The 25745-nt window shown below is 54.9% G+C and carries 25 protein-coding genes; 18 read left to right on the forward strand and 7 right to left on the reverse strand.

All coding sequences use genetic code 11. From position 1 onward, the window contains the following. Positions 1-20 precede the first annotated feature (20 nt). From L103DPR2_RS13295 to L103DPR2_RS13310, 4 genes are read left to right on the forward strand one after another with little or no spacing between them, the layout of a single operon-like run. Positions 21-1007 (forward strand): peptidylprolyl isomerase, encoded by a 987-nt coding sequence (locus L103DPR2_RS13295; protein ID WP_231717651.1) that lies wholly within the window; start codon positions 21-23, stop codon positions 1005-1007. Between the two features lie 10 nt (positions 1008-1017). Further along, positions 1018-1716, forward strand: coding sequence for a carbonic anhydrase (locus L103DPR2_RS13300; RefSeq protein WP_055361535.1), 699 nt, complete (start codon positions 1018-1020; stop codon positions 1714-1716). A gap of 33 nt (positions 1717-1749) precedes the next feature. Continuing rightward, a complete protein-coding gene (locus tag L103DPR2_RS13305; protein WP_055361536.1) occupies positions 1750-2355 on the forward strand; it encodes a nitroreductase family protein in 606 nt (201 codons plus the stop codon). Then, positions 2352-2939: a hemerythrin domain-containing protein gene (locus tag L103DPR2_RS13310; protein ID WP_055361538.1), complete on the forward strand. Its 588-nt coding sequence runs from the start codon at positions 2352-2354 to the stop codon at positions 2937-2939. The genes L103DPR2_RS13305 and L103DPR2_RS13310 overlap by 4 nt, the downstream gene beginning before the upstream one ends. 300 nt (positions 2940-3239) lie before the next feature. Here the strand turns inward: L103DPR2_RS13310 and L103DPR2_RS13315 are convergent, their stop codons facing one another. After that, complete coding sequence (locus L103DPR2_RS13315; RefSeq protein ID WP_156339918.1) at positions 3240-3509, reverse strand: hypothetical protein; 270 nt, start codon at positions 3507-3509, stop codon at positions 3240-3242. Positions 3510-3751: 242 nt separating this feature from the next. On the opposite strand from L103DPR2_RS13315, the gene L103DPR2_RS13320 reads away from it, so the two are divergent. From L103DPR2_RS13320 to L103DPR2_RS13335, 4 genes are read left to right on the forward strand one after another with little or no spacing between them, the layout of a single operon-like run. Next, the gene (locus L103DPR2_RS13320; protein ID WP_055361542.1) at positions 3752-4372 is read left to right on the forward strand and encodes a TetR/AcrR family transcriptional regulator; all 621 of its coding nucleotides are present in this window, start codon (positions 3752-3754) and stop codon (positions 4370-4372) included. 14 nt (positions 4373-4386) lie between these two features. Continuing rightward, positions 4387-5580, forward strand: coding sequence for an efflux RND transporter periplasmic adaptor subunit (locus L103DPR2_RS13325; RefSeq protein ID WP_055361543.1), 1194 nt, complete (start codon positions 4387-4389; stop codon positions 5578-5580). Continuing rightward, complete coding sequence (locus tag L103DPR2_RS13330; RefSeq protein WP_055361545.1) at positions 5577-6779, forward strand: ABC transporter permease; 1203 nt, start codon at positions 5577-5579, stop codon at positions 6777-6779. The genes L103DPR2_RS13325 and L103DPR2_RS13330 overlap by 4 nt, the downstream gene beginning before the upstream one ends. A gap of 10 nt (positions 6780-6789) precedes the next feature. Then, on the forward strand, positions 6790-7506 hold the full coding sequence (locus L103DPR2_RS13335; RefSeq protein ID WP_055361546.1) for an ABC transporter ATP-binding protein: 717 nt from the start codon (positions 6790-6792) through the stop codon (positions 7504-7506). Here L103DPR2_RS13335 and L103DPR2_RS14345 read toward each other — a convergent pair. From L103DPR2_RS14345 to L103DPR2_RS13345, 3 genes are all read right to left on the reverse strand, one after another. Then, positions 7503-7685, reverse strand: a complete 183-nt coding sequence (locus tag L103DPR2_RS14345) for a hypothetical protein (protein ID WP_156339919.1) — start codon at positions 7683-7685, stop codon at positions 7503-7505. The two genes, L103DPR2_RS13335 and L103DPR2_RS14345, sit on opposite strands and share 4 nt — an antisense overlap. A 136-nt stretch (positions 7686-7821) precedes the next feature. After that, a complete protein-coding gene (locus L103DPR2_RS13340; RefSeq protein WP_055361548.1) occupies positions 7822-8835 on the reverse strand; it encodes a glutathione S-transferase family protein in 1014 nt (337 codons plus the stop codon). A gap of 22 nt (positions 8836-8857) precedes the next feature. After that, the gene (locus L103DPR2_RS13345; protein ID WP_055361550.1) at positions 8858-9409 is read right to left on the reverse strand and encodes a hypothetical protein; all 552 of its coding nucleotides are present in this window, start codon (positions 9407-9409) and stop codon (positions 8858-8860) included. Positions 9410-9575: 166 nt separating this feature from the next. On the opposite strand from L103DPR2_RS13345, the gene L103DPR2_RS13350 reads away from it, so the two are divergent. Next, complete coding sequence (locus L103DPR2_RS13350) at positions 9576-10007, forward strand: DUF2244 domain-containing protein (RefSeq protein WP_197274882.1); 432 nt, start codon at positions 9576-9578, stop codon at positions 10005-10007. On the opposite strand, the gene L103DPR2_RS13355 is transcribed toward L103DPR2_RS13350, so the two are convergent. Continuing rightward, entirely contained in the window at positions 9927-12131 is a 2205-nt protein-coding gene (locus tag L103DPR2_RS13355; protein ID WP_055361555.1) for an OsmC domain/YcaO domain-containing protein, read from the reverse strand. The genes L103DPR2_RS13350 and L103DPR2_RS13355 overlap by 81 nt on opposite strands. Positions 12132-12358: 227 nt before the next feature. On the opposite strand from L103DPR2_RS13355, the gene L103DPR2_RS13365 reads away from it, so the two are divergent. From L103DPR2_RS13365 to L103DPR2_RS13375, 3 genes are all read left to right on the forward strand, one after another. Next, a complete protein-coding gene (locus L103DPR2_RS13365) occupies positions 12359-14269 on the forward strand; it encodes an FAD-dependent monooxygenase (protein ID WP_055361558.1) in 1911 nt (636 codons plus the stop codon). A gap of 31 nt (positions 14270-14300) precedes the next feature. Beyond that, positions 14301-15653: a chromate efflux transporter gene (gene chrA, locus L103DPR2_RS13370; protein WP_055361560.1), complete on the forward strand. Its 1353-nt coding sequence runs from the start codon at positions 14301-14303 to the stop codon at positions 15651-15653. Positions 15654-15726: 73 nt separating this feature from the next. Beyond that, positions 15727-16887, forward strand: a complete 1161-nt coding sequence (locus L103DPR2_RS13375; protein ID WP_055361562.1) for a saccharopine dehydrogenase family protein — start codon at positions 15727-15729, stop codon at positions 16885-16887. A 46-nt stretch (positions 16888-16933) separates the two neighbouring features. Here the strand turns inward: L103DPR2_RS13375 and L103DPR2_RS13380 are convergent, their stop codons facing one another. Continuing rightward, positions 16934-18013: a P1 family peptidase gene (locus L103DPR2_RS13380; RefSeq protein ID WP_055361564.1), complete on the reverse strand. Its 1080-nt coding sequence runs from the start codon at positions 18011-18013 to the stop codon at positions 16934-16936. Between the two features lie 83 nt (positions 18014-18096). On the opposite strand from L103DPR2_RS13380, the gene L103DPR2_RS13385 reads away from it, so the two are divergent. Genes L103DPR2_RS13385 through galE form a run of 6 tightly spaced genes read left to right on the forward strand, consistent with a single transcriptional unit; the run spans position 18097 to position 24322 of the window. Continuing rightward, positions 18097-19065 (forward strand): ABC transporter permease, encoded by a 969-nt coding sequence (locus L103DPR2_RS13385; protein WP_055361567.1) that lies wholly within the window; start codon positions 18097-18099, stop codon positions 19063-19065. Next, a complete protein-coding gene (locus L103DPR2_RS13390; RefSeq protein WP_055361569.1) occupies positions 19062-19886 on the forward strand; it encodes an ABC transporter permease in 825 nt (274 codons plus the stop codon). The genes L103DPR2_RS13385 and L103DPR2_RS13390 overlap by 4 nt, the downstream gene beginning before the upstream one ends. Before the next feature lie 9 nt (positions 19887-19895). After that, a complete protein-coding gene (locus tag L103DPR2_RS13395; RefSeq protein WP_055361571.1) occupies positions 19896-20927 on the forward strand; it encodes an ABC transporter ATP-binding protein in 1032 nt (343 codons plus the stop codon). Continuing rightward, positions 20924-21766, forward strand: coding sequence for an ATP-binding cassette domain-containing protein (locus L103DPR2_RS13400; RefSeq protein WP_055361573.1), 843 nt, complete (start codon positions 20924-20926; stop codon positions 21764-21766). Before L103DPR2_RS13395 ends, L103DPR2_RS13400 begins: the two co-directional genes overlap by 4 nt. Before the next feature lie 21 nt (positions 21767-21787). Beyond that, positions 21788-23308: an ABC transporter substrate-binding protein gene (locus tag L103DPR2_RS13405; RefSeq protein WP_055362062.1), complete on the forward strand. Its 1521-nt coding sequence runs from the start codon at positions 21788-21790 to the stop codon at positions 23306-23308. Positions 23309-23311: 3 nt separating this feature from the next. Next, complete coding sequence (gene galE, locus L103DPR2_RS13410) at positions 23312-24322, forward strand: UDP-glucose 4-epimerase GalE (RefSeq protein WP_055361575.1); 1011 nt, start codon at positions 23312-23314, stop codon at positions 24320-24322. 49 nt (positions 24323-24371) lie between these two features. On the opposite strand, the gene L103DPR2_RS13415 is transcribed toward galE, so the two are convergent. Beyond that, positions 24372-25403: a LacI family DNA-binding transcriptional regulator gene (locus L103DPR2_RS13415; RefSeq protein WP_055361577.1), complete on the reverse strand. Its 1032-nt coding sequence runs from the start codon at positions 25401-25403 to the stop codon at positions 24372-24374. Between the last annotated feature and the right edge of the window lie 342 nt (positions 25404-25745).

Genomic DNA, 25745 nt, shown 5'->3' on the forward strand with positions numbered 1-25745 from the left:
ACCATGCATTGGGGCTTCATATGAACTTTGACACCTTGACAGATCAGCCGCTGGGCACCGCGGGCGCATCCGGTTCGTGCGGCAGCGGTTCTTGCGGTTGCGGCAGCGCGTCTGCATCTTCGGCTTCATCTACGGCTTCATCTACGGCTTATGAGCGCACAGCAGCATCCATGCCAGCGGCGGTGCTTGCCGCACAGTCTGAAGCGGCCAACGATGTTTCGCTGGCTGAGACGCCTTCCACGCCACCTTCCATTAACGGCATCGCCTTGCTCGCCCCCGGAGAGACCTTGTCGGCAGAACACCTGCTGGAGCGGGCGCATGCCGAACTGCTGCGCCAAGAGGCCGTGCGCTTGGGCCTGTTGCCTGCGCATGCGAGCCTGACCGCACCCGAGCTGAATGCCAACGAACAAGCCGTAATCGACCGGATGCTGGACCAGGAAGTAGTATCGCCCCAGCCCACGCCTGAAGAAGCGTTGCGCTATTACGACGCGCAAAAGGCGCAGTTCACGGTGGGGCAAGCGCGCCGTGTTCGCCATATCCTGTTTGCTGTCACGCTCGGCGTAAATGTGCCCGCGCTGGCGCAACGCGCCGAAGCGGCTTTGCTTGAGCTAAGCAACAAGTCGGCGTCGCCCGAGCGCTTTGCTCAATTGGCTGCCGAGTTGTCCAACTGCCCATCGGGGGCACAAGGCGGTGATCTGGGCTGGCTCACGCCTCAAGACTGCGCGCCTGAGTTTGCCAAGGAATTGTTCTTCCTGGCCGAGTCCAGTCTGGCATTGGGCCTGCGTCCGCGCTTGGTGCACACGCGCTTTGGCTTTCACATCGTCGATGTGCTGGAGGTGAACCCAGGGCACCTGCCTGAGTTTGCGCAGTTGCAAACTCAGATAGCCACCCGCCTGCAATGGCAGTCTCGTGCGACCGCATTGGGTCAGTACATGCGCCGATTGGGGGGCCTCGCGCAGGTGCAAGGCCTAGCGCTGGAGGGCGATGCTTCGCCCCTGGTGCAATAAATCAATAGCCATGAACGAGCATGTGTTGCCGGATTCGATCGATGAACTGCTACTGCGTTTGCAGCGCTTTCATGCGGATTATTTTCCGCTGCACCAGCAACGTTTTCAGGATCTGGTGGCGCAGGGGCAGCACCCCAAGACCTTGTTCATTGGTTGCTCGGACTCGCGCCTGGTACCCTATCTGTTGACTGGTACTGGCCCGGGTGAGTTGTTCATCGTACGCAATGTGGGCGCGTTGGTGCCGCCATACGATGGTTCGCATGGGCTGCATGGCACCATGGCGGGCATCGAATTTGCGGTGCTGGAGCTGCATGTGCGGCGCATCATCGTATGCGGGCACAGCCACTGTGGCGCGATCCGCACAGCATACGAAGGTGCTCCGGCAGAAGCCAAGGCGTTGCAAAGCTGGCTCAAACTGGCTGACGAGGCACTGCTGCCGGTGCGACCCAGCCCCGAGGCTTTGATGCGTACCGAGCAGCGTTCGGTAGTTTTGCAGCTCGAGCGCCTGATGGACTATCCCATGGTCCGGCGTGAAATCGAGGCGGGGCGCCTTACCCTGCACGGCTGGCACTATGTGATTGAAGACGGCGAGGTGCATGTGTTCGATGTACAGCGGGGTGATTTTGTGCCCGCGTCGCAGTCCTCGCACAGCGGCACCGGGCCGTTCGTACCCTATGTTGAGCAAGATGGCCAGATCATTGCAAATTGAACGTAATGGGTGTGGCCAAGGAGAAATACCTGAATGAGCGATACAGACAAACACACCGCTAATCGTATGGCTAGCCATCTGATGACTTCGCGCCAGACGGTGTTGCCCAAGCGCCTGGTGGCACCCGGGCCTGACGCGGCGGAACTGGCGCAATTGTTTCAGGCTGCTGCGGCCGCGCCCGACCATGACATGATCAACCCTTGGCGGTTTTTGATCATCCCCGAACACAAACGGGCCGATTTGGGTGATCTGTTTGCAGCCGCCTTGCTGGAGCGTGACCCGAGCGCATCGACCGAGCAGCTTGATCAAGCTCGCGACAAGGCCCTGCGGGCCCCTTTGCTGATGCTGCTGATCGTGGACGAGGCTAAGGGCTCAGCCGAAATTGACCTGAACGAGCGCGTGTTGAGCGCGGGCTGCGCGGTGCAAAACCTCATGTTGTTGGCCAACGCCATGGGCTACGGCTCGGCCCTGACGAGCGGCAAAGCGCTCAAAGCCACCTGTTTTCGGGCTGGTTTGGGGCTGGGGGCTTCTGAGCACGTTATTTGTTGTTTGAGTGTGGGCACCGTGAGTTCGCGCAAACCCTTCAAACTACGCCCTGAGGTGCAGCAGTTCACTCGAATTTGGGGAGACAGCGCATGAGCACCCCGACCAAAGCGGAAGTGGTCATAGGTGTTAGTTTGCCAGGCCTGCGTTCCCCTGGCGTGGGCTTTGAAGCACCTTTTGAAATGCTTGAAGCCTGTCATGAGCGAGTCCAGCGCATGCTGGATTTGTTGAACCGTCTGAGGAAGCATGTAGCAAAAAACGGATGCGATGCCCAAGCAGTTGATGCTGCGGTGGACGTGATGCGCTACTTTGATCTGGCTGCGCCTTTGCACCACCAGGATGAAGAACTACATATATTTCCAGCGGCAATGGCGATGTGTAACGACCATCTAGATCTGCTGATTTTGCGTCTGAGGCAAGAGCATCTTAGAATGGAAAACCTTTGGGGTGAGGTGCGTCAGGCGCTAGCGCGTGTGGCACAAGAAGACGCCAACACCAAGAGCCCCTTCAGCCAAGCGGAACTGGCCGACATGGACGCATTTATTTCAATCTACAAGGATCACATCCGGTCCGAAGAAGGTTTGGTGTTTCCAGAAGCCAGACGAGCATTGAAACCCGAACAGATGAGTGTGATTTCGAGGGAAATGATACGCCGACGGGGGGGAGAAGTAAGTGTGTGAATTGCACGGGTGTTGTTTGATTCACTAACTGGTCAGAGCTGCCTGCCGTCTAAAATTCTCAGCATGAGTCGCCAACCCGCAGAAACAAAAATTGACAAGACCGGCCTAAGGTACAAAGCCAAAGTTGGCGGTTCGCCATTTGGCGGGTCTAGCCCTACAAGCACCATGAGTTGCTACAAGTGTGGTCTGCACAAACCCCGTTCGCTTGGCACGTTCAAGCGACCTTTGAATCAGAGCATGTTCATGTGCGGCGACTGTCGTCCCGCGAAGGTTGCTTCGCAGACTTGAACGCAGTAGCCGTCACGCATTCATCGGCACTTTGAATTTCTTGAATTGGTCCTCCCAGAGAGCTGGGATGTCCCGATAAATTTCGTTGAAAGAAAAATCGGACTCAAGATCATCGTCTAGTATGCGTCTGACAAGCTCTGGGCAAAGCAGGTTCATGTTCATCATCCGACTGACATAGCCTGGATCAACCTTTTCGTCAGCGGCAATTTCACGCAGGTTTTTGAATTTCCCTGACTCCAGCATCATTTGCCATTGACGTCCACGAGCAAGTGCAGTTTGCAAGACCGTCAAATCTTGTTTCTGGGCTTGGTGACCCAACGCTGATTTCGTTCAATCAGCGTTTCCAGTGCTTGCACCTCACGGCTAAACAGGGGGGTGCGAGTAGTCACCTTCCCATCGACATAGTTGGTGACAGTCTCTTCGAGCGCTCGATTTTTTATTTCCTCAATCGCCGAACATGGTGTTACGACCGACTCAAAGGGCATTGGGAATTATGATAAAGTAATTCATCAATTACTTATCTTATGGTCGCCAACACACGAATCAAGCTCAAAAGCGAAGACCGCCAGGCAGAACTGATCCAGGCAGCCTTGAGATTGGCCGCTCAGCGCAGCCCGGCTGAAATCACCACGGGTGATCTGGCCTTGGTCATCGGCATCACCCAAGGGGGCGTATTCAAGCATTTCGACAGCAAGGAGGCCATCTGGCTGGCTGTTCTTGATTGGGTACGCCAGTCCTTGATGGAGCAGCTTGAGCAAGCAGCACAAGCACGGCAGGACAATGCCTTGCAGGCCCTGTGTGCTGTCTTCTTGGCTCACATCGATTTTGTTGTGCAGTTTCCTGGTGTTCCCCGACTTGTCTTTCAAGAGTTGCAGCATGCCAAGCCCACACCGCTCAAAAGCAGGGTGCAGCAACTGATGGCTGACTACCGGACTCTGGTGACCCAACTGCTGGCCCAGGCCCGCGAAGAGCGCTTGCTGGCAAAAGATGTGGATATTCCGTCGGCAGTGGTCCTATTTATGGGTGCAGTTCAGGGGCTGGTCATGCAGTCTCTGGTCACGGGCAATCTCCATGGACTGGCACGACAGGGCAAAGCCGTGTTCAAACTCTACGAGGCAGGCCTGTTGCCAAAACCTAAAATCTGACGAAAGAAGCGCCGATGACACTCTCCAATATCAACAAGCGGCAGGTCTTGGTCGCAACCAGTGCCGCGATCGTGATTGTGGCTCTGGGATTCGTGGCGACTCGCATGGGGCCACTTGCCCCGACTAAAGTTACAGTGACACAAGTCAAGAGCGAAAATCTGACGCCCTCGGTGTTTGGCATTGGCAGTGTGGAAGCGCGTCAAAGCTGGCTGATGGGCCCCACGGTGGCGGGTCGCGTATTGCGGGTGCATGTCGATGCGGGGCAGGCGGTCAAGGCTGGACAGTTGTTGGCAGAGATGGATCCAGTGGATTTGGACCAACGCTTGCAGGCGCAAGATGCCGCACTTGCCAAGGCGGTGAGTGTTCAAACGGCAGCACAGGCTCAATTGGCAGACGCCAAAGCCCGACGAGAGCTTGCCACCACCAATCTGAACCGGCAAAAGGAATTGGCTCGGCAGAACTTCATCAGCCCGTCAGCGCTAGAGGGGCGCGAGCAGGAGCTGCAGTCTGCGCAGGCCGCACACGAGGCCGCTCAAGCCAACTTGCAGGCGACCCGCCAGGACGCCCAACGCCTGCAGGCCGAGCGTGCAGCGGCCGTGCAGCAAAGACAGAACACCCGATTGATCGCACCGGCCGATGCGGTGGTGGTCAGCCGCGATGCTGAGGCAGGCAGCACAGTGGTGGCCGGTCAAGCCGTGATCAGGCTGGCCAATCCCGCCACCCTCTGGGTGAAGTTGCGCGTGGACCAGGCACGCTCGAGAGGGTTGGCGCTTGGTTTGCCCGCCCAGATTGTGTTGCGCTCGCAACCGCAGCAGGTGCTGACCGGTAAGGTGGAACGGCTGGAGTTGCAGGCCGATGCAGTGACCGAGGAGCGCATCGCACAAGTGACGTTTGATCAAACGCCTGCATCACTGTCGATCGGCGAGATGGCCGAGGTCACGCTCCAGTTGCAGCCAGAGGATCAGGCCTTGGCGGTACCGCAGGCCAGTGTGCAGACGCATCAGGGCCGAACGGGCGTGTGGCGTCTGAAAGACGGCGCATTGGACTTTGTTTCCGTGCAGTGGGGAGTGTCCAGTCTGGACGGCCGCGTACAGGCGCTGAGCGGACTGGCCTCTGGTGACACCGTGGTGGTGTACAGCGATAAGCCGCTGTCGACAGGAGCCCGCTTCAAGGTGGTGGACGCTCTGGTTAAAAAGGCGCAGCCATGATCAGCCTGGCGGCGCGCGACATTCAGCACAGTTGGGCCAAGTTTGTGTTCACCGGTCTGGGGCTGGGTTTGCTCATTGGCGTGACATTGACCATGGCTGGCGTGTTTCGCGGCATGGTCGACGATGCCCAAGCTTTGTTGAACAACAGCGGTGCCGACCTCTGGGTGGTTCAAAAGGACACGCAGGGACCATATGCTGAATCATCCAGTCTCAAGGACGATGTGGTGCGCAGCATTGCGGGCATGCCCGGCGTGGCCATGGCGGCCAACATCACTTACTTCACCATGCAGGTCAGGACGGTAGGAGGCAAAGAGGCGCGGACCATGGTGGTCGGGATCGAGCCGGGTTTCGCTGGCTTGCCCGGGCAGCCTGGCCATTTATTGGCTGGCCGGCATCTCACGCGCAGCCATTACGAGGCGGTGGCTGACGTCAAGACCGGACTCTCGCTGGGGGACCGGGTGGAAATCCGGCGCCACACCTACGAGGTGGTGGGCCTGACACGCCGCATGGTGTCATCTGGCGGCGACCCGATGGTCTTCATCCCGATCAAGGATGCTCAGGAAGCGCAGTTCCTCAAGGACAACGACGCCATCGTGAACGACCGTGTGCGTACAGCCGCCAATCCAGCATTCAACCGACCTGCAGTGCCGGGCCTGCTCGATGCGGTGCAGAACTTGCAGACCAGCAGCCGCAACGTCAATGCTGTGCTGGTGCGTGTGGCCAATGGATGGAGCGCTGAACGTGTGGCCGAGCCAATCCAACGTTGGAAGCACCTGACCGTGTTTACCCGTGCTGACATGGAGAACATCCTGGTGGATAAATTGATTGCCACTTCGGCCAAACAGATCGGCATGTTTTTGGCCATTCTGGCTGTGGTGAGCGCGGCGATTGTGGCCTTCATCATCTACACCATGACGCTGGGCAAGATCCGTGAGATCGCGGTGCTCAAACTGATCGGTACCCGCAACCTCACCATCGCGACGATGATCTTGCAGCAGGCGCTGGGTCTGGGTGTAATCGGCTTTGTGGTGGGCAAGGTGGCCGCGACAATTTGGGCACCGGTGTTCCCCAAGTTCGTGCTGTTGCTCACGCAGGACGCGGTGGTTGGCTTCGGTGCCACCATGCTCATTTGTGCGCTGGCCAGCACGCTGGCGATACGTGTCGCCTTGCGTGTCGATCCCGCGCAAGCCATCAGTTGAGGACCCTGAAATGATCAAGCAAACTGGTGGCATTCGCATCGAAAACCTGCGCAAGGTTTATGGCCATGGCGACACGGCGGTCGAAGCGCTGAAAAACGTCAACATGCAGGTCGCTCCTGGTGAAGTGGTCGGGCTGGTGGGGCCGTCTGGTTCCGGCAAAAGCACTTTGCTCAAATGCCTGGGGGCGATCATTGAGCCCACGTCCGGTCGCATGACACTGGGCGACGAAGTCATTTATGACGATGGCTGGAAAACGCCCGACCTGCGCGCCTTGCGACGTGACCGGATCGGCTTTGTGTTTCAGGCGCCCTATCTGATCCCGTTCCTGGACGTGACCGACAACGTAGCGCTGCTGCCCATGCTGGCAGGTGTGCCCAATGTCCAGGCGCGGCAGCGTGCACTTGAATTGCTGAATGCTCTGGATGTCGCTCACCGTGCCAAAGCCGAACCAGCGCAGCTTTCCGGTGGCGAGCAGCAACGGGTTTCAATCGCCCGGGCGCTGGCCAACAAACCGCCGGTGATTCTGGCCGACGAGCCGACCGCGCCCCTGGACAGCGAACGCGCCCTGGCCGTGGTCAGCATCCTCAATGACATGGCCCGTCAGGCGCAGACCGCCATCATCGTAGTGACCCACGACGAGAAAATTATCCCGACCTTCAAGCGGATCTACCACATCCGCGATGGCCAAACGGTCGAGGAACAAGGCGAAGGGCGTGCACTTGATTAGGTCACGTCGTCAACGCCGGAAGTACCCTCTGCACCGGTCACTGGCGCTGGGCACTGCTCCACCACGTCAATGGCCGGTTTGTGGTTTGCGGGCTGATAACTACCGTAGGATCGATGGTCCGTTCGCGCTGCGTAGCGGGCTTTTAGAATTCGAATGATGTGATCTATCCGTGTGGTCAAAATTTCTTCCTCGCATTCACGCTCTAGTACTCGCTAGCATGATTGAGTGCGAATAGAAAGTTCCCGAGTGATAAACCATGCACCACCACATACCCGAAGGGTCAAATTCATTTCGAATTTGACCTTTTTTTTTGAATCAAGGCAGTAATTTTTCACACCCTGTGCCATTGAACAAAGACCTCAATTCATGATGGACATCAGCCGGCAATGAAATAGCTTCTCGTCGCAAATGTTCAAGGCATTTAGCTTGGTAAGGAAACACGGGCTGAGCCCATGCTTGTCCATCGATGAGCGTTTCAAATTCTTCGCGTCCCTCTTGAATGGCTTTTGCATTGGCGATCAAAAATGGCACATAGACGCGCCCAATTTCTTGAATCAATTCACCTAGATGAATGCGAAGTTCAGAGCGAGGCAGCCATTGATCTCCCTGAAGACCAGACAGATCGTCTGTCCGATCAATCCAGGCTCGCAACCGGGGTGAATGCTTCGCAACAAAACGCGCCGGCGTGGGATCGACCCAAACGAGTTGCGTCAATTGACCATAGATAGCAAAGTCGCCGGCTGAAGGGCGAGTTCCCAACACAAAACCTTGACGCTCAATGATGCGGTCCATGATGCCCACCAAGCGCTCAAAGCTGGACTCAATGATGCGCGCAGTTTGATGACTCGAACCCACCACATAAAGCCTAGAAATTTGCCTTGAAGCAAAGGCTTGACTTGAAGCCCTGGCCGGTTCTTCCTCCAGGTGCAGGTTTTGCCAGAATGCCAGCAAAGGACCTGCATTGGCAGCATCTTCGGAGAAATGCCAGCGGTAGTGAAACATCGCCTTGGTGACCCACTCATCTGCAAAGTCTTCGATCAAGTTGGTCAGAAAGCGTAGCAAAGGATCGTCGGGCACGACTTTTCTGTCGTCATGCTCACGTTCCAATCGCTGAATGATGGGGGTAGAGTCAACAACCGCTTCTTTGCCATTGGCGGTAGGAAAGTAAAACGTCGGTAAAAGCTTGACCTTGGGCGCGGGGTAGTTGGCAAGCGGCTCAAAATGAGACCCCCAAATCATTCGATGGGGTATGCGGCGGTATCGAAGCAGCGCCAGCATCTTGCGGGTGTAGGGAGAGCCTGGCACACCCAGCAATTCGAGGTCTTGCATGATGCGATCTCCAAGACGGTGTTTACAAGTTTTTCAATTGCGGCTCGAAGCAGTCCAGCAAGTCTGAAGGCGCTTGAGGGGCTTTGCTTGAAATGTATTGTCGAACAAAAGGCGCAGGTCGCCAAGGGTGGGTTTCACCACTCCAAATGGCATTGGGCACAATTTGAGGTGGCTGAACTGTTTGGTCGATGAGCACCACAGCGGGTAGCAAGTCTTTGAATTTGACCTCAACCAAGGCCCAATTCCCCGTCGTGGCCGCTTGGATGACATGCGCTGTTTCGGAAGCCGGCGGACTGTAGTCTCGAATCAATTGCAGCAAAGTTAAAAGCTCAGGTGTCTGTGCATCGACAGACCTGACACGGCTGCAGTTTCGCGTCAGTTTCACCCAGTTGTCTTGGGCGATGCCAATGGCATCCACTTCTCGACCGTCCACCATCAGCAGGTAGCCGTTTTCTTTGTGCTCAACCGAAAAGTGATTGAGGAAGACACCCAAAGTGACCAGCAAGAGCACGTAAATTGAAATTCTTTGGGGCATAGCGATGGTATGGCGGGCTTCTGCAGATAAGTTTGCCATTCTGCTTGTCTGCCAATTACCTTACTGAGGTTCGTGTCTTCGGTCTTTTCTGATAATGGGTTTTTGACGAACTTTGCATCAAATGGACAGTGGACACCTGACCCAAAATGTTCTTGGCAGTGGTGATGGCTCAACTTGGCGGTGGCACCTGAAAAGGAACATCTCCATGGCGCCGTCTCAAATTGCGCGCATTTTTGGGGTCTTGGGCCTGGTGACGCTGCTGATTGGAACCGCCTTCTTTTGGGCGGGCGCCCATTACATCCTGCCTTTTTCGATGGTTGAAATTGCGGCTCTGCTCATCGCATTCATCTACAACGCCATTCATGCCAACGACTACGAGTCCTTGATTTTGTCTGACAACTTTGTTCACATCGAAAGCAAAATAGGACTTCAAATCAAACAAGTTCAGATGGCAAGGTACTTAACACGTGTGGACACTGACAGTCTCAAAAATGAACTGATTGAGTTGCGGCAAGGCCAACAATCCACGTATTTTGGTCAATTCATTCACGCCAATTTACGGCCTTTGCTGGCCCAACAAATTTCTAGCCGCATGCAATTTCCTCAAACTGTCCATCAAGCGGTGATGTCTGTCTAAGCCTTCCAGTTTCATGCTGGTGGGTGTCAGGCCATGGAAACGCACACTGCCGTTCACTGAACCCAAGACGGCATCCAAGCGCGCATCGCCAAACATTCGGCGAAAGTTGTGTTCGTAGTTGGCCATTTCAAGGTCTGGGTCCAGAGACACTTCTAGCGCCACATTCAGGGCTTGGTAAAACAGCTTGCGTTCAACGGTGTTGTCGTTGTACTGCAAGAAAGCACCCACCAACTCCTGCGCGGCATCCAGTTGTTTCAAGGCCAAGTTGATCAGCAGCTTTAGCTCCAGCACCGTCAGCTGACCCCATTCAGTGTTTTCATCAAACTCAATGCCAATGAGCGTGGCAATGTCGGCGTACTCGTCCAGCTCGTTGTTTTCCAAACGGTCTAGCAGCGCAGCCAAGCTTTTGTCGCTCAAGCGGTGCAGGTTCAAAATATCTTCACGAAACAACAAGGCTTTGTTGGTGTTGTCCCAAATCAAATCCTCGATGGGATAGATTTCAGAATACCCTGGCACCAAAATTCGGCATGCCATTGAGCCCAGTTGATCATGCACGGTGGTGTAAACCTCTTTGCCCATGCTTTGCAAGATGCCAAATAAGCTGGCGGCTTCGTCGGCATTGGCTGTGGCGCCTTGGCCTGCAAAGTTCCACTCTACAAATTCGTAATCGGGCTTAGCACTAAAGAAACGCCAAGACACAATGCCGCTAGAGTCAATGAAGTGCTCTACAAAGTTGTAGGGCTCTGTCACGGCATTGCTCTCAAAGGTGGGCGGTGGCAAATCGTTCAAGCCTTCAAAGCTGCGACCTTGAAGGAGCTCAGTCAGACTGCGCTCCAAGGCCACTTCCATGCTGGGATGTGCGCCAAAGGAGGCAAACACACCGCCTGTACGAGGGTTCATCAAAGTAACGCACATCACGGGATACACACCGCCAAGTGAGGCGTCTTTCACCAACACGGGAAAGCCTTGCGCTTCAAGGCCTTGAATGCCCGCCATGATGCTGGAATATTTGGCCAGCACTTCAGGTGGCACATCGGGCAAGCAAATTTCGCCTTCCAGAATTTCTTTCTTCACCGCGCGTTCAAAAATTTCCGACAAGCATTGCACTTGCGCTTCGGCCAAAGTGTTGCCTGCGCTCATGCCGTTACTCACAAACAGGTTCTCGACCAAGTTGGATGGGAAGTACACCACTCGCTGGTCTGATTGCCTAACGAAAGGCAGCGAACAAATACCGCGCGCCACATTGCCCGAATTGGTGTCGATCAAGTGCGAACCTTTGAGTTCGTCATCGGGGTTGTAAATGCTGAGGCAGTGCGAGTCCAAAATTTCTTTGGGCAGCGCGTCTTTCTTACCTGGCTTGAACCATTTTTCGTTGGGGTAATGCACAAACTCGGCATTGGCCATGACTTCGCCCCAATAGGCGCCTGCGAAAAAATGATTGTTGTTCAGACGTTCAATGTATTCACCTAAGGCAGAAGCCAGTGCGCTCTCTTTGGTAGCGCCTTTGCCATTGGTAAAGCACATGGGCGAATGCGCATCGCGAATGTGCAGCGACCACACATTGGGAATGATGTTACGCCACGAGGCAATTTCAATCTTGATGCCGAGGTTGGCCAAGACGCCCGACATGTTGGCAATGGTTTGCTCTAAGGGCAGGTCTTTGCCCAAAATGAAGGTGCTGCTTTGGGCATCGGGCTTGAGGCTGAGCAAGGCTTGAGCGTCTTCATCCAAGTTGGCCACTTCTTCAATGACAAATTCAGGGCCTTCTTGCACCACTTTTTTTACGGTGCAGCGCTCAATGGAATTCAGGATACCGCGGCGGTCGACTTCCGAAATGTCAGGTGGCAACTGCACCTGAATTTTGAAGATTTGCTTGTAGCGGTTTTCGGGATCAACAATGTTGTTTTGCGATAGCCGAATGTGCTCTGTGGAAATATTGCGAGTGTCGCAATACAGCTTCACAAAGTAGGCAGCGCACAAAGCAGAGGAAGCCAGAAAGTAGTCGAACGGGCCAGGTGCTGAGCCATCACCTTTGTAGCGAATGGGCTGGTCGGCGATGACCGTGAAATCATCAAACTTGGCTTCTAGGCGAAGTTTGTCGAGAAAATTGACCTTGATTTCCATGGCGAGAGAGGCGTTGGCAGCATTTGCACTTGTCTGTAAATATGAAGAACAAGAGCGAACTTTCGCCTCCACGCGGACCTTGAGTATAGGCAAAGGGGCCCTGTTGAAGGGGGGAAAAGTCCATTTAATAAGCATGCTTACTATCTTGACAGAAATTAATAAGCACAGTTATTATTTCGGCTGTGGCCTCGACTGGCCAGACAAATTTGCAATTTAGGAGCACCAGAATGCAGTTTTACAAAGACGGTTTCAGAGGCGGTAACCCCGACATCAAGCAAGCAGCCCCCAACCGCCGAAACCGAGGTGCTAACGAGCCCATGCCGGAAAAAGTCGATGTGCTGATTTCTGGCACCGGCCCTGCAGGCCTCTGCTTGGCCGCCCAACTGGCCCAGTTTCCTGACATTGACACCATGATTGTGGAGCGCATGCCCGCCAACATCATCAAGGGCAAAGCCGACGGCATCAACACGCGCACCATGGAAATGTTCCAAGCCTTTGGCTTTGCCGACAAGGTCAAGCGCGAAACTTATTGGGTCAATCAGACGGCTTTCTGGATGCCCGACCCTGCCAACCCTGCGCACATCAAGCGCGTAGGGCGCGTGCAAGACGTGGCCGATGACAGCTCGGAAATGCCCCACATCTTGATCAACCAAGCGCGTTTGCACGAGTTGTTTTTAGAAGTGATGCAAAACTCACCCTCTCGCTTGGCGCCCGACTATGGCTGGGAAGTTTTAAGCTTGACCGTAGACCCCACCACAGAAGACCACCCCGTCACGGTGGTGCTGAAAGATTCGACAGGCCTGAATTGGGGCGCCACCAAAACTGTCCGCGCCAACTATGTGGTGGGCTGCGACGGCGCACACTCTTCTGTGCGCAAAGCCATTGGCGGTGTGTTGCATGGCGATGCGGCGCACCAAGCTTGGGGCGTGATGGACATTCTGGCCAATACCGATTTTCCGGACATTCGTCAAAAGTGTTTGATCTCTTCTGCCAACGAAGGCAATATTTTGGTCTTGCCACGCGAAGGTGGCTATGTGTTCCGCATGTATGTAGAGCTCGACAAATTGCGCCCTGACGAAAAAGCAGCGCAGAAAAAATTCACGCAAGACGACATGATTGCTGCGGCCAATCGCATCATCAAGCCTTACTCACTGGACGTGAAAGAAGTGGTGTGGTGGTCAATTTATGACATTGGCCACAGCCTGACCGATAAATTTGACGATGTTGGCGATGACACTGGCCGCAACCCCCACGTGTTTGTGGCGGGTGACGCATGCCACACCCACTCCCCCAAAGCAGGTCAAGGCATGAACGTGTCGATGCAAGACACGTTCAACCTGGGATGGAAACTGATTCATGTGTTGCAGGGCCGTGCGAATCCAAGCTTGTTGCGCAGCTACTCCTATGAACGCATGACCGAAGCCAAGCGCTTGGTCGATACCGATCACAAATGGTCGCGCGTGATGTCGGCGCCCACCACACAAGCCGAACGTGATGGCACGCAAGAGCCACGCATCATTCGCCAGTTCAAGGACAACTTGGAGTTCACAGGCGGCACAGCGGTGAAGTACGACAAGTCATATCTCTTTGCCGACAGCCCGCACCAAGCGCTGGCCACCGGCGAGGAAATTGGCCGTCGCTTTCACTCAGCACCTGTGGTGCGCGTGTCCGATGCCAAGCAAATGCAATTGGGCCACGTGGCGGAAGCCGATGCGCGTTGGCGCATTTACGCGTTTGCAGGCAAGGCAGACACATCCACTGCAGGTTCGGCCATTCACAAATTGTCAGATTGGCTAGAAACCAATCCCAATTCGCCTGTACTGAAGCACACCCGCAAAGGGGAAGACATTGACGCCGTGATTGATTTCCGCGCAGTGTTTCAACAAACCTTTGACCAAATGGCTTACGAAAAGATGCCTTCTTTGCTGAAGCCCAAAACAGGCAAGCTGGGTTTGCAAGACTACGAAAAAGTCTTCTGTGTGGACCACAAAGGACTGGGCGACATCTTTGACATGCGCGGCATCAACCGTGAAAAAGGCTGCATGATTGTGGTGCGGCCTGACCAATATGTGGCGAACGTTTTACCACTCGATGCGTATGACGAGCTGTCGGCCTACTTTGCAGGCATTCTCAGTTAAGTCATTTGCAATCGCACGCTAAACTCTTCGGATGAACACAACACATCCGGAAGTAACTTCAGAGGCACCACAAGCCGTGAGCTTTTGGCAGGCTCTGAGGTTCTGGTTCAAGTTGGGCTTCATCAGCTTTGGCGGGCCAGCAGGCCAAATAGCCATCATGCACGAAGAGCTGGTGGTACGCAGGCGTTGGTTGTCGGAAAAACGCTTTCTGCACGCCCTCAACTACTGCATGGTCCTGCCCGGCCCCGAAGCTCAACAGCTGGCCACCTACATCGGCTGGTTGATGCACAAGACACGCGGTGGCATCGCTGCCGGCGCGTTGTTTGTTTTGCCTTCGCTGTTCATGATGATCGGCTTGTCTTGGCTCTATATTGCGTTTGGCCACGTCACGTGGGTGGCAGGTATGTTCTACGGTATCAAGCCTGCTGTGACGGCCATCGTGGTGCAGGCGGCGCATCGCATTGGTTCAAGAGCCTTGAAAAACAATTTTTTAATTGCCATTGCGGCTGCCAGCTTTGTGGCCATCTTTGCACTGAATGTGCCCTTCCCGATCATCGTTGTAGTTGCAGCACTTGTTGGCTTGATCGGTGGCCGCATGTCACCCGCTTCCTTCAGTGCAAGTGGTGGGCATGCCAGCACACAAGCATCCTTCGGCCCTGCGCTGATTGACGACCACACACCTACACCTTCACATGCCATGTTCACATGGAAACGCTTTCTCAAAGTTTTGCTGGCTGGGGCTGTGCTGTGGACAATGCCCATGGCTTTTCTAATGATGCAACATGGCTGGGATCACACCTTGACGCAGATGAGTTGGTTCTTCACCAAAGCTGCGCTTCTAACGTTTGGCGGTGCTTATGCGGTACTTCCCTACGTCTACCAAGGCGCAGTTGAACAATTTGGCTGGGTCACTGCAACGCAGATGATCGATGGCTTGGCCTTAGGTGAAACCACACCCGGTCCACTCATCATGGTGGTGGCCTATGTAGGATTTATCGGTGGCTATGCCAAAGCTGTATTAGGACCCGACAATTTGTTTCTAGCTGGTGCCCTTGCCGCAACACTGGTGACGTGGTTCACGTTCTTACCCTCCTTCATTTTTATTTTGGCGGGCGGCCCTTTTGTAGAAAGTACGCATAATGATTTGAAATTCACCGCACCATTGACGGCTATCACAGCCGCAGTGGTGGGTGTGATCTTGAATTTGGCCTTGTTCTTTGGTTATCACACGTTGTGGCCGCAAGGATTTGCTGGATCACTGGACATTGCTTCTGCACTCATTGCAATGGGTGCCGCCATTGCGCTTTTTAAATACAAACGCAATGTGATGCATGTCATTGGTGTTTGTGGCCTTCTTGGTATTCTCATCAAACTGTGGTTATAGGATACATCTCCAAGGCGACAGCAAACTCTCGATTCCAGCGTTAATCTCTGCCGTTTTCTCCTACAGGTATCGCATGACCAAAGAATTTGACATCGTGGTGCACGGCGCCACTGGCTTTACAGGCCGCCTCATCGCCGAGTATTTGTTAACCCGCACTGACACAGGCCTCACTTGGGCCATGGGCGGTCGCAGTTTAGACAAGCTACAAGCCGTGCGCGACGAAATTGGCGCCCCCGCTACCACGCCTTTGGTGGTGATTGAAAGCAGCGACGAAGCATCTTTGAAATCACTGATGTCTCGTACGCGTTTGGTCATCTCTGCTGTCGGCCCCTACCAACTTTATGGCAACGAATTGGTCAAAGCCTGCGCCGAATCGGGGGTGGACTATGTCGACTTGTGCGGCGAGCCTGCATGGATGCGCCACATGATTGATCAGCACCAAGCGGCCGCTGAAAAAAGTGGTGCGCGCCTGGTCTTCTCATGCGGTTTCGACTCCAGCCCCTTCGACTTGGGTGTGTTCATGGCGCAAGACGAAATGACCAAACGCTTTGGCAAACCTGCACCGCGTGTGCGCGGCCGTGTTCGCAAAATGAAGGGCACATTCTCCGGCGGTACGGCAGCCAGCTTCAAGGCCACCATGGCTGCTGCTGCCACACAGCCTGGCGTCATTGACTTGCTCAAGAACCCATTCTCACTCACGCCTGGTTTTGAAGGTCCTAAACAACCTACTGGTCACAAGCCTATGTTGGACGAAGTGATGGGCGTATGGGTTGCACCATTCATCATGGCCACCATCAACACCCGCAATGTACACCGCTCCAACTTTTTGTTGAACCATGTGTGGGGCTCCGACTTTGTGTACGACGAAATGATCGTGACGGGCCCTGGCGAAAAAGGCGAAGCCATTGCCAACGCCATTGCGCAAGACAAGAGCATGAGCGAAGACAAACTCAAACCCGGCGAAGGCCCGTCCAAAGCCGAGCGCGAAGCAGGCAGCTACGACGTGTTGTTCATTGCCACCAACGAACAAGGCCAATCGGTGCAGGTTGGCGTGAAAGGCGACCGTGACCCCGGCTACGGTAGCACCTCCAAAATGATTGCTGAGGCCGCCATCTGTTTGTTGAAAGATGCCACTGAAACCAAGGGCGGATTCTGGACGCCCGCATCAGCGATGGGGCACGCACTCATCGCACGTTTGCAGTCGCATGCGGGCCTGACATTTAGCGTGGAATAAGCGCCACACCACAAGGACTTGCGTGATGAGGTCACGCATATTCTGCTTAAGGGTTGAGTTCCATGGCCGAAGGTAAAAATCCCTTCAAGCTGTGAACGCCTGTGGCAAACAAGATGGCATTGACAGTGGCTTGGGCCGTGGCCTCAGCCGCCATCACTGTCAGCAGCATCATGTCGGCGGGACCAGTTTCTGCGCAAGTGGCCATGGCGAACAAGGTGTCGCCATCCAAGGTGGTGTGGGCTGGCCTGATGCTTCGGGCAAAGCCGTCGTGGGCACTCATGGCCAAACGCTTGGCTTGGGCTTTGGTCAACGTGGCATTGGTGGCCACGATGCCAATGCTGGTGTTGGTGCCGGGCATGGGCGTGGCGGCTGTTTGACCCGCCAACAAGGCTTGCTGCGTGTTCAACAAACGGGTGCCATCTGCAGTTCTAGCGCCTGCCAATACTTGTCCTGTTGCAGGATCGATCACATCGCCCACCGCATTGCAGGCCACCATGGCACCCACTTGCCAAGGCCCCACCCGCACCAGCGCATGACCGATGCCGCCTTTCATGGCACGCTGTAATCCAAACAACTTTCCCACTGCTGCGCCCGCGCCCGCGCCCACATTGCCCGACATGGGCGGCACCATGGAACGCATGGCGCTGGCTGTCAAAGGTTTTTGATACAGGGCGTCTTCACAAGCGGCATAGCCTGCCGCCGCATCAGGTCGAATTTTGGCGTTGTCACCTTCGCGCACCATGGGCAAATCGAACAACACCGCAGCCGGCACAATGGGCACACAGCCATGACCCGTTTGAAAGCCCATGTTGCGCTCATCTAGCCAGCGCATGACACCACTGGCTGCGTCCAAACCAAAGGCACTGCCGCCCGACAGCAAGACCGCATGCACTTTGTCGACCAGGTTGCTGGGGTCGAGTAAATCGGTTTCGCGGGTGCCGGGGGCCGCACCGCGCACATCCACGCCCCCTACGGCACCTTGCGGCGCAAGAACCACGGAACAACCCGTTAAGCGCTGGCCAGAGGTAAAGTGGCCAATGTGCAGTCCAGCAATGTCTGCAATGCTGCCGTAATGCGGGTTGGCTCTTTCACTCAAACGGGTGATTACAATGTTCTGAGATGTCATTTGAAACCCTTTTATCAATGCCCCTGTTCTTGCTTGCCGACACGGCAAATGAAACACAGACTCTGAAGACACAAGGATAACGCGTGTCGTCATTTGTGCTCCAACGCTTGCTCAGTTTTTTCGTCACGTTGGCGGTTACCTCGGTCGTGGTGTTCGGGGTGCTGGAATGGTTGCCCGGCAATGCGGCACAGGTCATTTTGGGCGAAACAGCCACCCCCGAATCTTTGGCGGCAATGGAAGAAAAGTTGGGATTGAACCAACCCGCCCTCAACCGCTATCTGCAATGGACAGGCGGTTTGCTGCAAGGCCAATCAGGCATCAGCATTTCCTACGACACACCCACCGCCGTGCTCATGATGGAGCGCATGCACGTCACTTTGCCCTTGGCCGTCATGGCCATGAGCCTCACGGTACTGATGGCTTTGTGCCTGGGACTTTATGCCGCCTCCAAACAAAACACCGCGGGTGATGTAGGCGTGATGACCCTCAGCCAAATCGGTTTGGCTTTGCCCAATTTTTGGTTGGCCATTTTGCTCATCTTGCTGTTTGCGGTGCAATTGCAATGGGTCAGTGCTGGCGGATTTCCGGGATGGTCGGAAGAAGATGGCGGAGGTTTGTGGGCTGGATTTTCTGCGTTGATTTTGCCCGCCATGGCGCTGGCCGCTGTGCAAACTGCCATTTTGACGCGCGTCACACGCTCGGCCGTGATTGAGGCCATGTCGGAAGACTATGTGCGCACCGCCCGTGCCAAAGGCTTGTCCAAGCAGCAAGTACTGTGGGGCCACGTGCTGCGCAACGCCATGATTCCGGTGGTCACCGTGATGGGTTTGCAATTTGGCAACCTGATCACCAGCGCCATCGTGATTGAAAACGTGTTTGTGTTGCCAGGTATTGGCCGCTTGATTTTTCAAGCCATTGCCAACCGCGATTTGATTGTGGTGCGCGATGTGGTCATGCTGCTATCGGCCATGGTCATCTTGATCAATTTTTTAATTGACTTGTTGTATGCCTGGATTGATCCGCGTTTGAAGTCAGGCGGGGCTGACGCATGAAGCGTGCATTCAAGCATCCCAGCTTTGTGGCAGGCGCCATTTTGGTCACGCTCTTGGTGACGAGCGCCATCGTTTCTTTGTTCTGGTCGCCCTACCCGGTGGGCGACATCGACATTCCCAACAAATTGGCCAAAGCCAGCGCGCAGCATTGGTTTGGCACAGACAGCTTAGGCCGCGACATCGCTTCGCTGTTGTTGGTGGGCAGTCAAAACTCTTTGTTGGTGGGTTTCATCGCCGTGGGCATTGGCCTGGGTTTTGGCGTTCCACTGGGCCTTTTGGCCTCTGCCAAACGCGGCTGGACTGAAGAAGTGGTGATGCGCGCTGCCGACTTTACGTTTGCATTTCCCGCCTTGCTCTCGGCCATTTTGCTCACGTCCATTTACGGCCCAGGCTTGGTGGTCAGCATCACAGCCATCGGCATCTTCAACATTCCAGTGTTTGCACGCATCACGCGCGGTGCTGCCAACGCAGTGTGGTCACGCGACTACACCTTGGCCGCTAGAGCCGCCGGCAAAACCAAATGGGCCATCACGTGGGAGCATGTGCTGCCCAATGTGGCCAGCGTGCTGATTGTGCAAGCCACGGTGCAATTTGCCATCGCCATCTTGGCCGAAGCTGCTTTGTCTTATTTGGGTTTGGGCACGCAGCCCCCCAATCCCAGCTGGGGTCGCATGCTGAACGAAGCGCAATCGCAAATGTTCCAAGCCCCCATGTTGGCGGTGTACCCAGGCGTAGCCATTGCCTTGGCCGTGTTGGGTCTGAACTTGATGGGCGACGGTCTGCGTGACCTGCTCGATCCACGTTTGTCGAGGGCGCGATAAGCCATTCACATGAACATGTCTCGCAACGCCCCCCCTTTGCTGTCTGTCCGCGATTTGCGCGTGGCCCTGCAAACCTCGCATGGCCATGTCGAAGCTTTGCGCGGTGTAAATTTTGAAATGCAAAGGGGCGACACGCTCGGTTTGATTGGCGAGAGCGGCTGCGGAAAATCGCTCACCGCACTGGCTGTGATGGGCTTGCTGCCAGAGCGCGCCAAAGTTTCGGGCGCCATCCATTTGAATGGCACCGACCTCACACAACTTAACGAAGCCGACTTGTGCGAAATGCGCGGTGCGCGCATGGCCATGATTTTTCAAGAGCCCATGACGGCGCTCAATCCGCTGCATCCCATTTGGAAGCAAATTGCCGAGCCCCTTCAATTGCACCAGGGCATGGACTTAAGCCGCGCGAAAGCACGTGCCCTTGAATTGCTAGAACGTGTGCAATTGCCACGCGCCAAAGAGCGGCTCGACGCTTACCCGCACCAACTCTCGGGCGGTCAGCGGCAACGCGTGATGATTTCCATTGCACTCGCATGCCAACCCGATATCTTGATTGCCGACGAACCCACCACAGCACTCGATGTCACAGTGCAAAAAGAAGTGCTGAATTTGATTCGCCAACTGGTGGCTGAAGACGGTATGGGCTTGCTGTTGATCAGCCACGATTTAGGCCTCATGCGTGATCAGGTGGACCGTGTCATGGTGATGTATGGCGGTGCGGTGGTTGAAAGCGCCAGCACGGAGGCTCTGTTTGAAAAACGTGCGCATCCCTACACGCAGGGGCTGTTTGCAGCACGTCCGCAGCTGGGCTTAAAACGCGGCACAAGGCTTCAAACCATTCCAGGCAATGTGCCTGATATTTTCAATTGGCCGCAAGGCTGTGCATTTGCAGACCGTTGCCCTTATGTGCAAACCAACTGCCGCCAGTCATTGCCGCAGCTTGAACAGGTCCCCAACCCAAAGCAAGCAGAAGGTTTGCCTGCTGCGGCTGAACACTGGGTGCGCTGCCCCCAATGGCAACACTTGGAGGTGGCCGCATGAGCAACCCGTCATCCGTGTTGTTAGACGTTCAACACGTCAGCCAACAATACGCATTGCCCAAACCCTCTTTGTTTGCCAAAGCGGGCCACATTCAAGCCTTGAGCGATGTGAGTTTTCAACTCCAGGCTGGCCAAAGTTTGGGCATTGTGGGCGAGTCGGGTTCTGGCAAATCGACGCTGGCCCGTTTGGTGATGGCCTTGGAAAAACCAACGCAGGGCAAGGTGGTCTTCAAAGGGCAAGATCTGAACGCCTTGAGTGCCGATCAATTGCGCGCAGCGCGCAGTGATTTTCAAATGGTCTTTCAAGACCCCTATGGCTCGCTCGATCCACGTCAAAAGGTTTTGCGCATTGTGTCCGAGCCGCTGCACAGCACCTTGAACAGCGGCTCAGGGAAATCACTGAGCTCGCAAGATTTGAAAGACCGGGCGGCGCAAGCACTGACCGAAGTGGGTTTGCGTGCCTCTGACCTCGACAAATACCCCCATGAATTCTCGGGCGGCCAGCGTCAACGCATTGCCATTGCCCGGGCACTCATCACCAGGCCCTCTTTGATTGTGGCCGACGAACCGGTCAGCGCCTTGGACGTGTCCGTGCAAGCCCAGGTTTTGAACCTCATGATGGACCTGCAAGACCGGCTTGGTTTGAGTTACCTGTTTGTCAGCCATGATCTTGCGGTTGTGAACCTGATGTGCGACGATGTGCTCGTTTTGCAGCACGGTCACGTGGTGGAAGCAGGTGCATCCGAAGCCATCTTTCAACATGCACAGCATCCCTACACGCAAGCATTGCTTGCGGCCATCCCTGGCCATGCCGCATCCGCCCATTTGCATTCCGCCTAATTTTTGATGAAGGAGTTTTTCATGACACAAGCACCTCGTTCAACGCGTCGTCAGTTGGGCCAATTTGGCCTGGCCCTGATTGCTACGGCCAGCATGGTTCTCGTCCACCCTGCGGCACAGGCCCAGTCCAAAAAAGACAGCGCCGTGATTGGCATGATTTTGGAGCCCACCAGCCTTGACCCCACCACTGCGCCTGCTGCGGCCATTGGTGAAGTGGTGCACTACAACATCTTGGAAGGCCTCACCAAAATCAATGTCGACGGTTCTGTCACACCTTTGTTGGCCGAAAGTTGGACCATGGACGCCGACGGCAAAGCCTTCACCTTCAAATTGCGCAAAGGCGTCAAGTTTCAAGACGGCTCACCCTTTGATTCATCGGCTGTGAAATTCAGCTTCGAACGCGCCAAAGGCGAGAAGAGCACCAACAAAGCCAAAGGCGCCGTGTTCAACAACATTGCCCACATTTCAACGCCCGATGCCCACACCGTGGTCTTGGTGCTCACCAACCCCGATGGCAATTTCTTGTTCCGCATGGGCGAGAATACTGCCGTCATCTTGCACCCCAACTCAGCCGATGCGGCGGCCACCAAGCCCATCGGCACTGGCCCTTACAAATTGGACAACTGGGCCAAGGGCACTGCTGTGACTTTGACCAAGTGGGATGGCTACCGCGATGCGGCCAACGTCAAACTCAAAAAAGTCACCTTCCGTTTCATCAACGATTCGTCTGCACAAGTGGCTGCTTTGTTGGCCGGTGACATCGATGGCATGCCCCGCTTCCAATCGCCCCAAAGTTTGAAGCAGTTCCAAACCGACAAGCGCTTTGTGGTCGAGTTGGGCAGCACGGCCGGCAAGGGCATCATGACCATCAACAACAAAAAGAAACCGTTTGATGATGTGCGTGTTCGTCGCGCCTTGTCACATGCCATCGATAAAAAAGCCTTCATTGATGGCGTGTTCGAAGGCTTGGCCAAACCCATTGGCAGCCACATGGCACCCACCGATGCGGGCTATGTGGACCTGACCGGTCAGTACCCCTTTGATCCAGAAAAAGCAAAGGCTTTGCTGAAAGAAGCTGGCGTCCAAACGCCTCTGAACGTCACACTCACCCTGCCTCCCCCACCCTACGCCCGTAAAGGCGGCGAAATCTTGGCCGCCCAACTGGCCAAAGTGGGCATCGTGGCAAAAATTGAAAACGTGGAATGGGCACAGTGGCTTGGCGGCACCTTCAAAGGCAACTTTGACCTCACCGTCATCAACCACGTCGAGCCGCTCGATTACATGGCCTATGCCAACCCCAATTACTACTGGGGCTACGACAGCAAGGCCTTCCGTGACTTGGCTGCCAAGCACTCCGCCACCACAGGCGCCAAAGACCGTACCAAGTTGTTTGGCGACATGCAGCGCATGATTGCCAACGACGCTGTCAACGTCTTCTTGTTCAACGCCACCAACACCGCGGTGTACAAAAAAGGCTTGAAGGGCTTGTGGTCCAGCTCGCCTATTTTTGCCAACGACATGGCGGCTGTTTCCTGGAATTGATGCATGAAGATTTTGGTGACGGGTGGCACCGGCTACATTGGCAGCCACACTTGCGTGCAGTTGATCGACAAAGGCTGGCAACCCGTCATCTTGGATTCACTGGTCAATTCCAAAGTCAGTGTCATTGATCGAATTGAAAGCATCACTGGGCATCGCCCGCCCTTCATTCAGGGCGATGTGCGTGATGCTGACTTGCTCGGCAAGCTTCTTTTAGAACACGGCATCGAGGCTGTGATTCACTTCGCTGGTTTGAAAGCCGTTGGTGAATCTGTTGCGCAACCCCTGCGCTATTACGACAACAATGTGCACGGCAGCGTGGTGCTGATGCAAGCCATGCAACAGTGCGGCGTTAAAACGATGGTCTTTAGTTCATCGGCCACGGTCTATGGCCATTCATCTGCGCCACCTTGGAACGAACAAGTGCCCACCTCGCCAGCCAATCCGTATGGCCGAAGCAAACTCATGGTGGACCACATCATGGCCGATGTGGCTGCGGCTGACGCAACATGCGCCATGACTTCTTTACGGTATTTCAATCCAGTAGGGGCCCATCCCAGTGGGCAAATGGGCGAAGACCCGCAAGATGTTCCCAACAACCTCATGCCCTATTTGTCACAAGTGGCCGTTGGCCGCCGTGAGGCGCTCCAAATTTATGGCAAGGACTACAACACCCCAGATGGCACTGGCGTACGTGATTACATTCACGTGAACGATTTGGCAAAAGGCCATGTGGCAGCCTTGGCCTATTCGCATGAACGCCCTGGCCATCACGTGTTCAACTTGGGCAGTGGCATCGGCCACAGTGTGTTGGACATGTTGCATGCCTTTGGAAAAGCTTGTGGCCGGGATTTGCCTTACAACTTCGCGCCGCGTAGGTCGGGCGACCTCGATGCCTATTGGGCGGACCCGCAACACGCGCTCAACACGCTGGGTTGGCAAGTTGAAAAAACCATCGACGACATGTGCCAAGACACCTGGCGTTGGCAATCACAAAATCCCAACGGTTACCCTTAAAGTCAGTCTTGCGGGGCTATGTGCAATGCACTCGCAACAAAGCTTTTTTTCAAACCCGGCAAGTTGAACCTCGAATGATCAAATCGGTGCTGACCACTTCAGAGTCGGAGTGACCTTCGCTGAACACTCGCATGAGGTTTTGCACCAAGGCAGCCCCCGCCAAATCCATCGGCTGACGAATAGTGGTGAGTGGCGGGTAGGTGTGCTCGGCCATGCCAATGTCGTCATAGCCCACCACGCTCACATCTTGCGGAATGCGCAGGCCCGCTTGGGTGAAGGCGCCCATGGCGGTGATCGCCAACAAATCACTGGCTGCGAACAGCGCATCAAAGGCTAATTTCTTTTGCAAGAAAACTTTGATGTCTTCTCTGGCCTCCGCCACTGTGAAGGGGGATGGAATGTAGAGCTCTGGCGCGATGGGCACTTTGTGCGCTTGATGAGCCTGCACATAGCCCGCATAGCGTTGCTGCGTTTCTGTTGCATGTTTGTCGCCCATGAAAACAATTCGTTTGCGGCCCAGACTCAGCAAATGGTTGGCGGCCAAAAAGCCGCCGTTGAAATTGTCGCCACCCACCGTGCAATACAACTGCCTTGGCAACTGACCGCCCCACACCACGAAGGGAATTTGTCGGCGCGCCAGCTCATTGAGTTTTTCGTGTTGGTCCCACTGGCCCACCACAATCAAACCGCCCACGCGGCCTGATTCATAAAGCTGTGCCAAGTCTTCCAAGTGATCTGCTGAAATGCGGGAGAAAAGCAAATCAAAATTTTGCTTGGTCAGTTGGTCCGCCAAATGACCGAGCATGGTCATGAAGAACGGATCGGTCACATCTTGGCGAATTTGGTCTTGGTAAGGAATCACCACACCAATGGTTCGATTCTCGCCAGAGCGTAAATTTTTAGCGCTCAGGTTGATGGTGTAGCTGAGCGACTTGGCCAAGTCGGCAATGCGTTGGCGCGTTTCTTCATTGATCAGTGGGCTGCCATTGAGCGCGCGCGAGACCGTCGAGGTCGACACACCCGCCAATCGGGCAATGTCGACCATCTGAATCTTCTTGTTGTCTGCGTCTGCTTTGGCCATAAAAACTGCAATGACTCCGGTTGCTTGACCTAAGTATAAGAAATGAATGCAAACGTTTGAAAAACTTCAATCGCCATGAAATCAACATGGTTTCTAATGCACTAGCCTAGGGAAAGCACCTAAAGAAGGCCTTTTTTTCAAAAGATTCAATGACTTAGCTATGCGGAACGGGTCTCGGATGGCGGTCAGTGCCCCAATTTGAGGAAATTCCAATTGCAAACGTTTGCAATTTTTCGGAGAATCTAGGCATTCGGGATTGCCAAGAAGTATCCATTCTCGAATTTTATTGAAAATATTCAATAAATTCATACACTTAAGTAATTCAATATTTTTTCTGGAGAC

The sequence above is a fragment of the Limnohabitans sp. 103DPR2 genome, assembly GCF_001412575.1.
GTDB lineage: Bacteria > Pseudomonadota > Gammaproteobacteria > Burkholderiales > Burkholderiaceae_C > Limnohabitans_A.